The following is a 12981-nucleotide window of genomic DNA, read 5'->3' as shown; positions in this document are numbered from 1 at the left end:
GGGGCCCCACCCCCCGGCGTCGCGGGGCGCGGGCCGGCGGCGCCCCGCCCGGCGCCGCCGGCCGCCCGCGCACCACCCGTCACCCCTCCTTCACCCGCCACCGCGCACCCCTGGGAGTACCGCATGTCCGCCATAGCCGGCTGGGTCGACTTCTCGCACGAGACCGCCGACGGGCAGGCCGTCGTCCGGGCCATGACCACGGCACTGGCCCGGCGCGGGCCCGACGGCGAGGGGCAGTGGAGCTCCGCGCACGCCGCCCTCGGCCACCGCCGCACCGCCCGCGACCCGCACCCGCAGCCGCTGACCGCCCCCGGCGACACCGGCCCGCGCGCCGTCCTCTCCTTCGCCGGCCACCTCACCAACCCGCGCGAACTGCGCGACCGGCTCACCGCCGCCGGGCACCGCGCGGTCACCGGCGGCGACGCCGAGGCCGTCCTCCAGGCCTACCTCGCCTGGGGCGAGGACTTCGTCACCCGGATCGAGGGCGGCTACGCGCTCGCCCTGTGGGACCCGCGGCGCGAGGAACTGCTGCTGGTCCGCGACCGGATGGGCGTCAAACCGCTCTTCTACGCGACCACCCCGGACGGCGTGCTCTTCGGCTCCGAGCCCAAGGCCGTCCTCGCCCACCCCGGCTTCCGGCCCGCCCTCGACGCCGACGGCCTGCGGGACATCCTCTCCGTCGCCCGGGTGCCCGGCCACGCCGTCTTCCGGGGCCTGCGCGAGGTCCTGCCCGGCGCGCTGCTGCGGGTCACCCGCGCCGGCGCGACCGAGCGCCGCTACTGGCACCTGCGGGTCGCCGGGCACGCCGACGACCTGGACACCACCGTCGACACCGTCCGCGCGCTCCTGGAGGCGGCCGTCGCCCCGCACCTGGACGGCGAGGAGCTGCCCTGCTCGCTGCTCTCCGGCGGCCTCGACTCCAGCTCGCTCACCGCGCTGGCCGCCGCCCTCGCCCGCCGCCAGGGCCGCGGGCCGATCCGCTCGCTCGCCGTCAACGACCAGGAACCGGGCACCGACGGCGCCGCTGCGCAGGGCAACGAGGACCACCTCTACGCCCGCCTGATGGCCGACCACGCCGGTACCGAGCACGGCGAGATCTCGCTCGCCGGCCTGGACCTGCTCGACCCCGCGCTGCGGGCCTCGGTGCTCGCCGCGTACGACATCCCGATCAACAAGGGCGACCAGTACGCCTCGCTGCGGCTGCTGTTCGGCGAGGCGCGCGGGCACGCCGCCGTCGCGCTGTCCGGCGAGTGCGGCGACGACGTCTTCGGCGGCTACAACTGGAACCGGCTGCCCGAGTGGATCGCCCGGCCCACCTTCCCGTGGGTGGCGGAGGGCCGCCCGCGCTTCCTGGGCACCGACGTCGTCTTCGACGCCGACCTGCTCGGCAAGCTCGACCTGGCCGGCTACGAGCGGGACTGCCACCGCGCCGCCGTCGCCGAGATCGCCGCCGCCGACGCGCTCGACGACCCGGTCGAGGCCCGCTACCGCGAGGTCACCTACCTCGCGCACACCCGGCACACCCGGGTGCTGTTCGACCGGCTGGACCGCCTCGGCACCGCCGCCGGGCTCGACATCCGGGTGCCGTTCGCCGACCCCCGGCTGGTCGAGTACACCTTCAACATCCCCTGGGCGATGAAGGCGTTCGACGGGCGCGAGAAGAGCCTGCTGCGGGCGGCGATGAAGGACCTGCTGCCCGAGCCGGTCGCGATGCGGGTCAAGACGCCGTACCCCAACCTGCGGGACGCCGGCTACGACCGGGTGCTGCGCGAGCGGCTGGCCCGGGTCGCGCTGGACCAGGACAGCCCGCTCGCCCCGCTGCTCGCCCCCGGGCTGCGCAGCGCGGTGGCCCGCGACGGCGCCGACGCCCTGGTCGAGGGGGTCGGCCGGGCCGCGCTGGAGACCGCCCTGCAGACTGACGCCTGGCTGCGCGCGTACCGGGTCGAACTCGACCTCTGAGCCCGGCCGACACCCCGCCGACCCCGAGCACCCGCCCGCCCCCGCGGACGTCCCGAAGGAGCCCCATGGCCGCGACCCTGGCCGCGCCGCCCGCCCCGCCCGCCCGACTGTGGACCCGCAACTTCGGGCTCTACTTCACCGCCCGCACCATGGCGGTGCTGGGCGACACCATGATCCCGGTCGCGACGGCCGTGGCGATGCTCGCCCTCGGTTTCGGGGTGGGCGCGGTCGGCGTCGCGCTCGGCGCCTGGATGGGCGCCTTCGCCCTGTTCGTGGTGTTCGGCGGGGTGTTCGCCGACCGGTTCCACCCCCGGCCGCAGATGATCGCCGCGGACGCGCTGCGCTGCGCGGTCCAGCTCGGCCTCGCGGTCTGCCTCTGGAGCGGCCACCCGCCGCTGTGGCTGCTGGTCGGCGCGTCGGTGCTCGGCGGGCTCGCCACCGCGATGTTCCAGCCGGGGCTGACCAGCCTGGTGCCCCAGGTCGCCGCCGACCCCCAGCAGGCCAACGGCGTGCTGAGGGTCAGCCAGGGCGTCGCCACGATGGCAGGTCCGGCGCTCGCCGGCACCCTGGTCGCCGCGGTCTCCCCGGCCTCGGTCTTCGCGGCGACGGCGGCCACTTTCGTCTTCAGCGGGCTCTGCCTGGCAGCCCTGCGGCTGCCGCACGTCGAGCCCGACCGCACCGCCTCCACCCTGCAGAACCTGCGCGAGGGCTGGACGGAGTTCCGCTCCCGCTCCTGGCTGTGGTCGGTGATCCTGATCTGGTGGGTCCTCGGCGTCGCGGTCTGGGGCCCGATCACCCCGGTCGGCGCGGTCTCCATCATCGACGCCCACGGCAAGGCGGCCTTCGGCTGGGCGGAGAGCGCCTTCGGCGTCGGCTGCGTGCTCGGCGGCCTGGTCGCGATCCGCCTGCGCCCGGCCCGCCCGCTGTTCGGCGGGGCGGTGGCGATGCTGCTCTTCCCGCTCATGCCGCTGTCCGCCGCCCTGGTGCCGGCGGTGCCCCTGCTGATGCTCGGCTACCTGGTCAGCGGCATCGGGTGGGCGTTCTGGGGCGTCCAGTGGGCGACCTGCGTCCAGACCCGGATCCCCGAGGACAAGCTCAACCGGGTCGCCGCGTACGAGATCGCCGGATCCATCCTGGCCGTCCCGCTCGGCCAGGCGGTCGCCGGGCCGGCCAGCGAACTCGTCGGCGTGCACCGGCTGCTGCTGCTCGGCGCGCTGGTCGGCCTGGGCTGTGCCCTCGCGCTGATCGCCGTCCGGCCCGTCCGCCGGCTGGACCGGAGCACCGGCTGAACCGCCGCCCCGGCGACGCCATCCACTCCCACCCACGACAGGAGACCGCCCATGCGCCACCGCCTGACGGTGATCGGCAGCGGCTACCTCGGCATCACCCACGCCGCCTGCATGGCCGACCTCGGCCACCAGGTCCTCGCGCTGGACATCGACGAGGACCGGGTCCGCTCCCTCAATCAGGGGGAACTCCCCATCCACGAGAAGGGGCTGGAGGAGCTGCTGCGCCGCGGCCTGGCCGCCGGCCGGCTGCGCTTCGGCACCGACCCGGAGGAGGCCGCCGCCTTCGCCGACCTGCACTTCCTGTGCCTCGGCACACCCCAGCGCAAGGACTCCGGCGCCGCCGACCTCTCCCAACTCGACGCCGCCGTGGACGCGCTGGCCCCGCACCTGCGCCGGCCCTGCCTGGTCGTCGGCAAGTCCACCGTCCCGGTCGGCACGGCCGAGCGGCTGGCCGCCCGGCTCACCGCCCTGGCACCCGCCGGGGAGGCCGCCGAACTCGCCTGGAACCCGGAGTTCCTGCGCGAGGGCCACGCCGTGCAGGACACCCTGGCGCCCGACCGGATCGTGCTCGGGGTGCGCCCCGGCCGGGCCGAGGGCCTGTTGCGCGACCTCTACGCGCCGCTCGGCGACATCCCGACCGTGGTCACCGACTACGCCACCGCCGAACTGGTCAAGGTCGCCGCCAACGCCTTCCTGGCGACCAAGATCTCGTACATCAACGCGATCGCCGAGGTCTGCGAGGCGGCCGGCGCCGACGTGGTGCGGCTGGCCGACGCGCTGGGGTACGACGAGCGGATCGGACGGCGCTTCCTCGCCGCCGGACTCGGCTTCGGCGGCGGCTGCCTGCCCAAGGACATCCGGGCCTTCGTCGCCCGCGCCGAGGAGCTGGGCGCCGGCGAGTCCCTGGAGTTCCTGCGGCAGGTCGACGCGATCAACCTGCGCCGCCGCACCCGGGCCGTCGACCACGCCCGGGAGCTCGCGGGCGGCTCCTTCACCGGCCGCCGCGTCGCCGTGCTCGGTGCCGCCTTCAAGCCCGAGTCGGACGACATCCGCGACTCGCCCGCGCTCGACGTCGCCACGGCGATCGCCCGCGAGGGCGGGCGGGTCTCGGTGTACGACCCGGCGGCCCTGGACAACGCCCGCAAGGCCTGCCCCGACCTGGGCTACGCGACCTCCGCCGCCGAGGCCGCCCGTGGGGCCCACGTGGTGCTGGTGCTGACCGAGTGGCGCGAGTTCGTGGAGCTCGACCCGGCCGAGCTGGGCGAGCGGGTCGCCGTCCGCGCCGTCGTCGACGGCCGCAACGTGCTGGCCCCGGAGGCGTGGCGCGCGGCCGGCTGGAGGTACCGCTCGCTCGGCCGCCGCTGACCGGGACCCGGGGCGCCCTGGCCAGGTGGCCGACCCCCATACCGGGGCGCCCGAGGTGTGGGCCGCCGCCATGGGGACGGCGCGGCGGGATCCGTAGCCTGGCGCCCACTGGAGCCTCGGCGTGGAGGAGTGGGCGCGGTATGTGGAGAAGAAGTGGACGTGGCGGGCGCGCGGGCGCGGGCTGGCTGCTCGCGGGTGTGCTGGCGCTGATCGGCGCGGTCGTCCCGGCGGTGCCGGCCTCGGCGGCGGTGCCGGCCCACCTGACCCTGGAGGCGACCCACACCAGCGTCGCCAACGGCTGGGACCGCGTCGAGCGCTACCTCGACACCACCACCGGCTTCCGCCAGGAGCAGTATCCGCCGGACGGCCGGGGCAACCAGGACGGCCAGCGGCTCACCTTCTTCGGCGGCGTCAAGCAGCCCTACTCCGGCCGCTTCCTGCTCTACTCCGCGCCGGGCTGGAACACCGGCGCGCACCAGGTCCCGGTGCTGCTGGTGCACGGCGCCAACGACAACCCGGACCGGGCCTGGGCCAACCCCGGCGAGGGCGGCGCCTACGGCTGCGGCTCCGTCTCCTGCCCGAACACCGGTCTGATGCAGTACCTGTCCGGCCGGGGCTACCGGGTCTTCGCGGTCGGCTTCGCGCACAAGCAGGGCGACAACCTGCTGCAGGCCCAGGCGGTCGGCGACGCCGTCGCGCTGATCCGCGCCAAGCTCGGCGTCCCCCAGGTGGACGTGGTCGGCTGGAGCAAGGGCGAGATGTCCGCCCGGTCCTACGTGTCCTCGGTCAAGCCCTCCTGGGGCCGCCCGTACGCGGGCGACGTGCGCAAGCTGATCACCATCGGCGGCCCGAACGGCGGCTACGACTACCCCTTCGCCCACGGGTGGGCGCACGACTTCTCCATCTGGCCGCAGTGCGGCGGCCAGATCAACGCCCCCGCGCCGCACCTGCGGATGACCTGCTACGGCACCTACACCGCGCACCCGGAGTTCTCCTTCGCCCCCGCGAGCGGCTACGACGTCTACCCCGGGCAGCGCCAGATGCTGGCCCGCTGGGACTCGGTCTTCGGCATCGACCAGACCCAGCAGGACTGGTACACCACCTACTACGGCGGGCAGGGCTTCTACACCGAGGGCGGCGGCATCCAGGCCGCGATCGACGCCGGCTCGCTGATCGCCCCGCTGCACCAGGCCGGGGTGCCCGCCTCGGTGACGACCTACCTCATGGCGGGCGGCGCGCCCACCGTCGTCGGCATCTTCAACGAGAACCGCGCCCCCAGCGACGGCGTGGTCTTCGTGTCCAGCGCGCTGGACACCACCGGCATCGCCACCGTCGGCGGCACCGCGGTGATCACCCTCGCCAACCACCTGCAACTCGGCTGGGACGGCGCGGCGAACGCGCAGGTCGCCGGCTGGCTGAACTGAGGAACCGCCGGATGATCACCGACCGCCTGATCGCCACCGACCGCCTGACCGTGAACCACGCCGAGATCGAGGGCCGCACCGGGGAACCGGTGGTCCTGCTGCACGGCAACGTCTCCTCCGGCGTGTTCTGGCACCCCACCATGGCCGACCTGCCCGAGCGCTACCGCCCGCTGGCCCCCGACCTGCGCGGCTTCGGCGACACCGAGCCGCTGCCGGTGGACGCCACCCGGGGCCTGCGCGACCACAGCGAGGACCTGCTCTCCTACCTGGAGGCGCTGGCCCTCGGCCCGGTGCACCTGGTCGGCTGGAGCATGGGCGGCGGCGTGGCGATGCAACTGCTGCGGGACCGGCCGGAGCTGGTCCGCTCGCTCACCCTGGTCAACCCGGTCTCCCCGTACGGCTTCGGCGGCACCCACGGGGTGGACGGGAAGCTCAACTCGCCCGACGGCGCGGGCTCCGGCGCGGGCGGCGCGGCCCCGGAGTTCGTCCGGCTGCTGAGCGCGGGGGAGCGGGGCGCCGACTCGCCGTTCGCGCCGCGCTCGGTGCTGGACACCTCCTACGTCAGCGAGCCGCTGGCCGAACCGGACCGCTACGTGGCCGCCATGCTGTCCACCCGGACCGGGGAGGACCACTACCCCGGCGACAGCCGTCCCAGCGACACCTGGCCGGGCTCCGCACCCGGCGGGCGGGGCGTGCTCAACTCCATCGCGCCGGTCCACTTCCGGATCGACGACCTGGAGCGGGTCGAGCCCAAGCCGCCGATCCTGTGGATCCGCGGTGCGGCCGATGTGATCATCTCGGACACCTCGCTCTTCGACCTCGCCCACCTGGGGGCGCTCGGCGTGGTCCCGGGCTGGCCCGGCGAGGACGTCTGCCCGGCGCAGCCGATGGTGGCGCAGACCCGCGCCGTCCTCGACCGCTACGCCGCCGCCGGCGGCCGGGTGCGCGAGGTGGTCGTCGAGGGCGCCGGGCACAGCGTGCACCTGGAGCGGCCGAAGGAGTTCCTGGCCGCCCTGGTGGAGACGCTCGCCGGCGCGTAGCGGACGCCGGGCCCGCTCGGCGGCCCCGGACTCGGTGGCCCCGGACGAGGAGGTCGACCCTCCTCCGGGGCCCGGTGGTGCCGCCGGCTCGGTGGTCCGCACCGCTCGACCGGCGCGGCGAGCCGTGCCGCCCGTTCCGGGGCGATGCCTCGCACGTCGTCGGACACGGGAACTCCTCGGGGGAGGCGGGCGGTGCGGGGCGAGCTGCGGTGCCCGCGTCCCGGGGGCCCTGCTCTTCCGGACGTGGTCACCCGTCGGCCGGCGGCAGCTCGCTCGGGAGGTGGGCGTAGCCGGCGTGGCCCGGCCGGGCCTGGGCGAGGGCGTGGCGGAGCCGGGCTGGCGGGGTGCGGTGGATCGTCGGATAGTCGCGTTCGCCCAGCTCGGGGCGGACCGGCCAGGCCAGCCGTTCGCGCTCCAGGTCGTACCGCGTGTCGACGCCCTCGCGGTTGCCCCGGGCGTCCAGCCGGGCCCAGCGGCCCTCCAGGTGCACGGCGTTGAGGGCGTGCAGGGCGAAGCCGCCCTCGCCGTCCTCCAGGCGCTGGTAGCACAGGCCGGTCGGCACGCCCTGGGCCCGCAGCAGGGCGGCGAGCAGGTGGGACTTGCCGTGGCAGATCGCGTTGCGCGCGGCCAGCACCTCGGAGGCGCGGTACGCCCCGCTGTACGCGCCCGCGTCGGCGGAGTGCCGGACCTGGTCGCGCACGAAGCGGAAGGCCGCCTCGGGGGAGGCGAGTTCGGCGGCCAGCAGGCGCAGCTCGGGGTGCTGGTGGTCGATCACCTCGTCCGCGGCGAGGTAGCCGGTGAGGTCGTCGGTCTCCGGTCGCAGGATCATGCCGCCCACCGTGCCCCGGACGGCGGTACGTGCGGGCGGAATTCCAGCATCCGGACCTGCGGGGCGGGGCCATGTCAATGCGAGGCTGCGGCATTCGCTCGTTCGAGCGTATCTGACTTCACGTCAGTTTACCGGTGCCGCTCGGGAGCAGGATCCGCGGGGATGGCGCCCCCCGGGTGCCCTGTCTGCCTCGAAAGGGCGGTTCGTATGACTATTGCTGGTGGAGACCCGACCCCGTCGGTCACCGAGGCGACCCTCGGTGACATCGCCACCCACGGCATCTGGCGCGGCGCGGGCCTCGACATCAGCCCGTCCGTGCTCGCCGTCGCGGGCGCCCTGCTCGCGGCCCTCCAGGGCACCGCGCCGGCCGGCGCGCTGCCCGAGGAGTTGCGCGAGCTGGTGGAGGGCGTCCGGCAGCGTGCCGGCGCAAGCATCCAGCAGGTCCCCGTGACGGAGGACCTCAGCCTCTCCGCGTTCCTGATCAAGCAGAACACCCCGGAGCGGCGTCCGGTGGTGATCGTCCCCGCCGGCTGGAACCCGTACGGCTGGCTGCCGTTCATGGTCGGCTACCTCACGCTGGCGGCACGCGGCTACCACGTGCTGGCGTACACGCCGCGGGGCATGGGCCAGCCGGGCAAGTTCTACTCCTCCGACGGGTTCATCGACGTCGCCGGGCCGAACGACTGGGCGGACGGCTCAAGGGTGATCGACCACGCGCAGGCCGAGTTCGCGCCGAGCAAGGTCGGGTTCATGGGCCTGTCCTACGGTTCCGGCATCAGCCAGCTGGTCGCCGCGCACGACGAGGGGGAGCGGGTCGCCGCCGTGGCCGCCCTGAGCACCTGGGGGAACCTCGCCACCAGCCTCTACGACAACGGCACCCGGCACTCGGAGGCCGTGGAACTGCTGATCAGGTTCACCGGCGCCGAGGAGGGCAAGGAGGCGGAGAAGTTCGACGAGGAGACCTGGCGCATCCTCCAGTCCTTCCGGGCCGGCGAGGACATGGACGAGGTGGTGAAGTGGGGCACCCGGCGCTCCCCGGAGACCCATGTCGGCCGCACCAACGCCCGGGGCATCCCGACCTTCTACTCGAACACCTGGCACGAGAGCCTGTTCCCGGTGGGCGAGGCGATCGCCACGTTCGAGCAGCTCACCGTGCCGAAGCACCTGAACCTGTGGATCGGTGACCACGGCGCCCCGGAAGGCCTCGGCATCACCGGCTTCCCGGGCGGCGTGCCCTTCGTCGGCTCCCTGACGCCGGCGCTGGAGGCCTACGCCTGGCTCGACCACCACCTGCTCGGCGAGGCCAACGGGGTTCCGGACTGGCCGGTGGTCAACAGCCAGGTCATGTTCACCTACGAGACCGCCCCCGTCATCGGTGGCGGCCGGCGGATCACCAAGGCGGCCCGGCGCGAGCCGCTCGGCTCCTGGGCCGGGGCCACCACCGGCGTCGAGGCCTGGTACCTGAGCGGCACCAACGGCAACGGCGACGGCACCCTGTCCGACAAGCCCGCCGCGGGATGGAGCCGTGACTTCGTCGCCGGGCACCTCACCACGGCCACCGCGATGGACGGCGTCATGGAGACGGGGCAGAAGGAGTGGTTCGGCAGCCCCAAGGCGTACGACCCGGCCGGCTTCGACCGGACCCGTCTGCTGGTGTGGTCCACCGAGGAACTGGCCGGCGGCCGCCGGATCCGCGGCGCGGCCACGCTGCGGCTCGCGGTCCGGGTCGAGGAGGGTAACGCCGCGACCCTCGTCGCCTACCTCTTCGACGTGGCCCCGGACGGCACCGCCCGGATCATCACCCACGAGCCCCGCACCGTCGAGGGTCTGACGGCCGGCACGGACAGCATCGTCGGCTGGAGCCTCCAGCCCGCCGCCTACGACCTGGCCGACGGCCACCGCCTCACCCTGGTCGTCAACAGCTCCGACAAGCTCTACGCCTTCACGGGCACGAAGGACAGCACCACCACCATCACCTCGCTCACGGGGGAGGAGGCCGTCCTGGAGCTGCCGCTCGGCTGAGCGACGCTCTGACCGGCAGGTGCGAGGAACGGTGCGACGGCGCTGGTACGACCGGGTGACGGCCCTTCGGCCGTTCGGTGTGCCGGGGCGCCGTCGCACCGGGCCCGCCCGGTGCGCGGGCTACGTTCGGGTGCGTGACCGGCAACAACGCGGTCCTGGCGTTGATGGTCCTCACGGCGCTGGGCTTCGACTTCACCAACGGCTTCCACGACACCGGCAACGCGATGGCCACCTCGATCGTCACCGGGGCCCTGTCGCCGCGCGTCGCGGTCGCCGTTTCGGCGGTGCTGAACCTGGTCGGCGCGTTCCTGTCGACCGCCGTGGCGGCGACCATCGCCAACGGCCTGGTCTCCAGCGGGGAGGTGACGCTGACCGTGGTCTGCGCCGGTCTGACCGGCAGCATCCTGTGGAACCTGGCCACCTGGTACCTCGGCATCCCCTCCAGCTCCTCGCACGCGCTGATCGGCGGGGTGATCGGGGCGACGGTGGCGGCGGCCGGCTCCTCGGCCGTCAAGTGGCAGGGCCTGGTCTCCAAGGTGATCGTGCCGGCGGCGCTGTCGCCGTTCATCGCCGGCATGGTGGCCGTGGTCGGCACCCTGCTGGTCGCCCGGATCACCCGGGAGGTGTCCGAGCGCCCGCGCGAGCGCGGGTTCCGGCTGGGCCAGATCGGCTCGGCCTCCATGGTGTCGCTCGCCCACGGCACCAACGACGCGCAGAAGACCATGGGCGTCATCACCCTCGCCCTGATCGCCAACGGCACCCTGGCGCCCGGGGCGAAGGCCCCGGACTGGGTGATCGCCTCCTGCGCGCTGGCGATCGCCCTCGGGACGTACGTCGGCGGCTGGCGGGTGATCCGCGCCCTGGGCAAGGGCCTGGTGGAGATCGCGCCGCCCCAGGGGATGTCCGCCGAGTCGGCCTCGGCCGCCGTGATCCTCTGCTCCACCGACTTCGGCTACTCGCTCTCCACCACGCACGTGGCCACCGGATCGATCCTGGGCTCGGGGGTCGGGTGGAAGGGGGCCGAGGTGCGCTGGCACCTCGCCCGCCGGATGGTGACGGCCTGGCTGTTCACCCTGCCGGCCGCCGCGCTGGTCGGCGCGTTGGCCTACTGGCTCGCGAACGGGATCGGCGGGACGGCCGGTGTGGTGGTGGTCTTCGCCGTGCTGGTGCTGGCGTCGGTCGCCTTCTTCATCGCCTCCCGCCATCCGGCGGTGACACCGGAGAACGTCAACGCCGCGTGGACCGGTTCGGTGATCCCGGAGCCCGCCCCGGACAAGGTGGCCTCGTGAACACCTGGATCAACCTGCACGCGGTGTGGAAGATCGTCGTGGTGGGCCTGCTCACGGGGGCCGGCCTGCCGGCGCTGTTCGCCCTGGGCCTGCGCCTGCTCAACCCTCCCGCCCCGGCCGGCGGACCGGCTGCCGGGCCGGCTGCGGGGGCGGCCGACCGGCCCACCGCCGGACCGGTCGGCTACGCCCTGGCCGTGCTGATCTTCGCGGTGGTGCTCGCGTCGATCGGCTGGGGCATCTCCGTCATCGTCAACCACCGCTGACCGTCCGCCGGCCCCGGTGACCGGCAGGGTGCCCGGCGTCAGGGTTCCGTCAGGGCAGGCCGGCCGGGCTTGCCCCGCGGGGTGCGGCTGGCTTTGATGAGGGACGTGAACCGCTCGACACGCCACCACGACCGCCCGCCGCATCCGCGGCGACGGGTCGTCGCCGTCGCGGCCCTCACCGCGGTCCGGTAAGCCCAGGCCTCCCCGCCCGCTACCGGTCCCGGACGGCCGGCCCGCGCGATCCGCCGGGTCCGGGCCGTTCCCGGCCGTCCGACCCCGCGCTCCCGCCGCGCACGTCCGCGGCGGGAGCGCGGGGTCGGCCGCCGGCTCGCATCACCTCTCGCACCACACCCGCACCCGCCGGCGCCCGCCCGGGCGCGTCCACCGACGCGCCCGGGCGGCACCCCGGTGGTGCCCTTCACCCCTGGATGGGTCATGTCCGACGCAGTTCTGTCCGCCTCCACCGCCCTCGTCACCGGCGCCTCCTCCGGGATCGGCTGGGAGACCGCCCGGCTCCTCGCCGGTCACGGGGCCACCGTGCTCGTCCACGCCCGGACGGCCGCCGAGGCCGGGGACGCCGTCGAGCGGCTCGTCGCGTCCGGCGTCCGGCGCGACCGGCTCGTCGAGCTGGCCGCCGACTTCACGCACCTCGCGGAGATCGCGGTGCTGGCCGGTACGGTGGTCAAGCACCACCCGGCCCTCGATCTGCTGGTCAACAACGCCGCCGTGCTGGCCCCGGAGCGCTGCACCCTCACCGACGACGGCAACGAGGTCTCGCTCCAGGTGAACTTCCTCGCCGCCCACCTGCTCGCCAAGCTGCTCCGGGCGCCCCTCGCGGCGGCCGGCGGCGCCCGGATCGTCAACGTCTCCTCCTCGCTGCACCGCACCGCCTCGATGAACTGGTCGGACCCGCACCGGATCAGGAAGTACTCCCGGGTCGCCGCCTACGCGCAGTCCCAGCTCGCGCTCACCATGGACACCCGCGACATGGCGCCCGAGGGCTCCGGCATCACCGCCGTCAGCCTCAACCCCGGCCAGTGCGCCACGGCGCTCCTCCCGCTGTACGGCAGGGTCGGCGCCCCGGCGGCGGAGGGCGCGCAGGCCGTCGTCCGGCTCTGCCTGCCGGGGACGGCGCTGGTCAACGGCGAGTACTACGACGGCGGCGACCTCGCCGCGACCGCCGCGATCGCGCAGGAGGAGCGCTCGCAGCGCCGCCTCGCCAAGCTCGCCGACCAGCTCGTCGCCCGCGGCTGACCCGGCCGGACCGCCGCGAGGGGTCCGTCAAGATCGACGCCGGGGGCGTCAGGGAGACGTCAGGGAGGCCTGGCACCGGGCCCCGGCCGCCTAGTGTCGGTGGTGCAGAAACGGTCCGCCCCTCGGTCGTGGGGGCCGCAGGGGCGGACCGCGCCGAATCCCGGCACCGGCGGTTGTGCCGGGGCCGGGGCCACCTTCGGCGGCCAGTGAAAACAGGGGAGGGGAGCGCGCGGCCGGTCGACGGCCG

The 12981-nt window shown here is 74.8% G+C and carries 10 protein-coding genes; 9 read left to right on the top strand and 1 reads right to left on the bottom strand.

The window, feature by feature from the left end; translation table 11 throughout:
• The first annotated feature begins 123 nt into the window (after positions 1-123).
• From asnB to ABT238_RS38110, 5 genes are all read left to right on the top strand, one after another.
• Positions 124-1959, top strand: coding sequence for an asparagine synthase (glutamine-hydrolyzing) (gene asnB, locus ABT238_RS38130; protein ID WP_350568235.1), 1836 nt, complete (start codon positions 124-126; stop codon positions 1957-1959).
• 65 nt (positions 1960-2024) lie between these two features.
• Positions 2025-3248, top strand: a complete 1224-nt coding sequence (locus tag ABT238_RS38125) for an MFS transporter (RefSeq protein WP_350807021.1) — start codon at positions 2025-2027, stop codon at positions 3246-3248.
• A gap of 51 nt (positions 3249-3299) precedes the next feature.
• On the top strand, positions 3300-4613 hold the full coding sequence (locus ABT238_RS38120) for a UDP-glucose dehydrogenase family protein (protein WP_350568229.1): 1314 nt from the start codon (positions 3300-3302) through the stop codon (positions 4611-4613).
• A gap of 140 nt (positions 4614-4753) precedes the next feature.
• Positions 4754-6037, top strand: coding sequence for an esterase/lipase family protein (locus tag ABT238_RS38115; RefSeq protein WP_350568226.1), 1284 nt, complete (start codon positions 4754-4756; stop codon positions 6035-6037).
• A gap of 11 nt (positions 6038-6048) precedes the next feature.
• Entirely contained in the window at positions 6049-7077 is a 1029-nt protein-coding gene (locus ABT238_RS38110; protein WP_350807011.1) for an alpha/beta fold hydrolase, read from the top strand.
• A 247-nt stretch (positions 7078-7324) separates the two neighbouring features.
• Here the strand turns inward: ABT238_RS38110 and ABT238_RS38105 are convergent, their stop codons facing one another.
• A complete protein-coding gene (locus ABT238_RS38105; protein ID WP_350807005.1) occupies positions 7325-7906 on the bottom strand; it encodes a transglutaminase-like domain-containing protein in 582 nt (193 codons plus the stop codon).
• 207 nt (positions 7907-8113) lie between these two features.
• Here ABT238_RS38105 and ABT238_RS38100 point away from each other — a divergent pair, with 207 nt between their 5' ends.
• The 4 genes from ABT238_RS38100 to ABT238_RS38085 all read left to right on the top strand — a co-directional run bounded on the left by ABT238_RS38100 (position 8114) and on the right by ABT238_RS38085 (position 12734).
• A complete protein-coding gene (locus ABT238_RS38100; RefSeq protein ID WP_350807000.1) occupies positions 8114-9928 on the top strand; it encodes a CocE/NonD family hydrolase in 1815 nt (604 codons plus the stop codon).
• A 134-nt stretch (positions 9929-10062) separates the two neighbouring features.
• A complete protein-coding gene (locus tag ABT238_RS38095; protein ID WP_350568216.1) occupies positions 10063-11217 on the top strand; it encodes an inorganic phosphate transporter in 1155 nt (384 codons plus the stop codon).
• On the top strand, positions 11214-11480 hold the full coding sequence (locus ABT238_RS38090) for a hypothetical protein (protein WP_350568214.1): 267 nt from the start codon (positions 11214-11216) through the stop codon (positions 11478-11480). Before ABT238_RS38095 ends, ABT238_RS38090 begins: the two co-directional genes overlap by 4 nt.
• Positions 11481-11915: 435 nt before the next feature.
• Complete coding sequence (locus ABT238_RS38085; protein WP_350806993.1) at positions 11916-12734, top strand: SDR family NAD(P)-dependent oxidoreductase; 819 nt, start codon at positions 11916-11918, stop codon at positions 12732-12734.
• The last annotated feature ends 247 nt before the right edge of the window (positions 12735-12981 follow it).

The organism is Kitasatospora sp. NPDC001527 (assembly GCF_040298605.1).
GTDB lineage: Bacteria > Actinomycetota > Actinomycetes > Streptomycetales > Streptomycetaceae > Kitasatospora.
The sequence above is the reverse complement of the archived record's forward strand: the minus strand, read 5'-3'. Positions and strand labels throughout refer to the sequence as shown.

Excerpts from the sequence above, each read along its gene's own strand:
- ABT238_RS38100 (WP_350807000.1), top strand. The coding sequence starts at position 8,114 with ATGACTATTGCTGGTGGAGACCCGACCCCGTCGGTCACCGAGGCGACC.
- ABT238_RS38120 (WP_350568229.1), top strand. The coding sequence starts at position 3,300 with ATGCGCCACCGCCTGACGGTGATCGGCAGCGGCTACCTCGGCATCACC.
- ABT238_RS38105 (WP_350807005.1), bottom strand. The coding sequence starts at position 7,906 with ATGATCCTGCGACCGGAGACCGACGACCTCACCGGCTACCTCGCCGCG.
- asnB (WP_350568235.1), top strand. The coding sequence starts at position 124 with ATGTCCGCCATAGCCGGCTGGGTCGACTTCTCGCACGAGACCGCCGAC.
- ABT238_RS38085 (WP_350806993.1), top strand. The coding sequence starts at position 11,916 with ATGTCCGACGCAGTTCTGTCCGCCTCCACCGCCCTCGTCACCGGCGCC.
- ABT238_RS38110 (WP_350807011.1), top strand. The coding sequence starts at position 6,049 with ATGATCACCGACCGCCTGATCGCCACCGACCGCCTGACCGTGAACCAC.
- ABT238_RS38115 (WP_350568226.1), top strand. The coding sequence starts at position 4,754 with ATGTGGAGAAGAAGTGGACGTGGCGGGCGCGCGGGCGCGGGCTGGCTG.
- ABT238_RS38125 (WP_350807021.1), top strand. The coding sequence starts at position 2,025 with ATGGCCGCGACCCTGGCCGCGCCGCCCGCCCCGCCCGCCCGACTGTGG.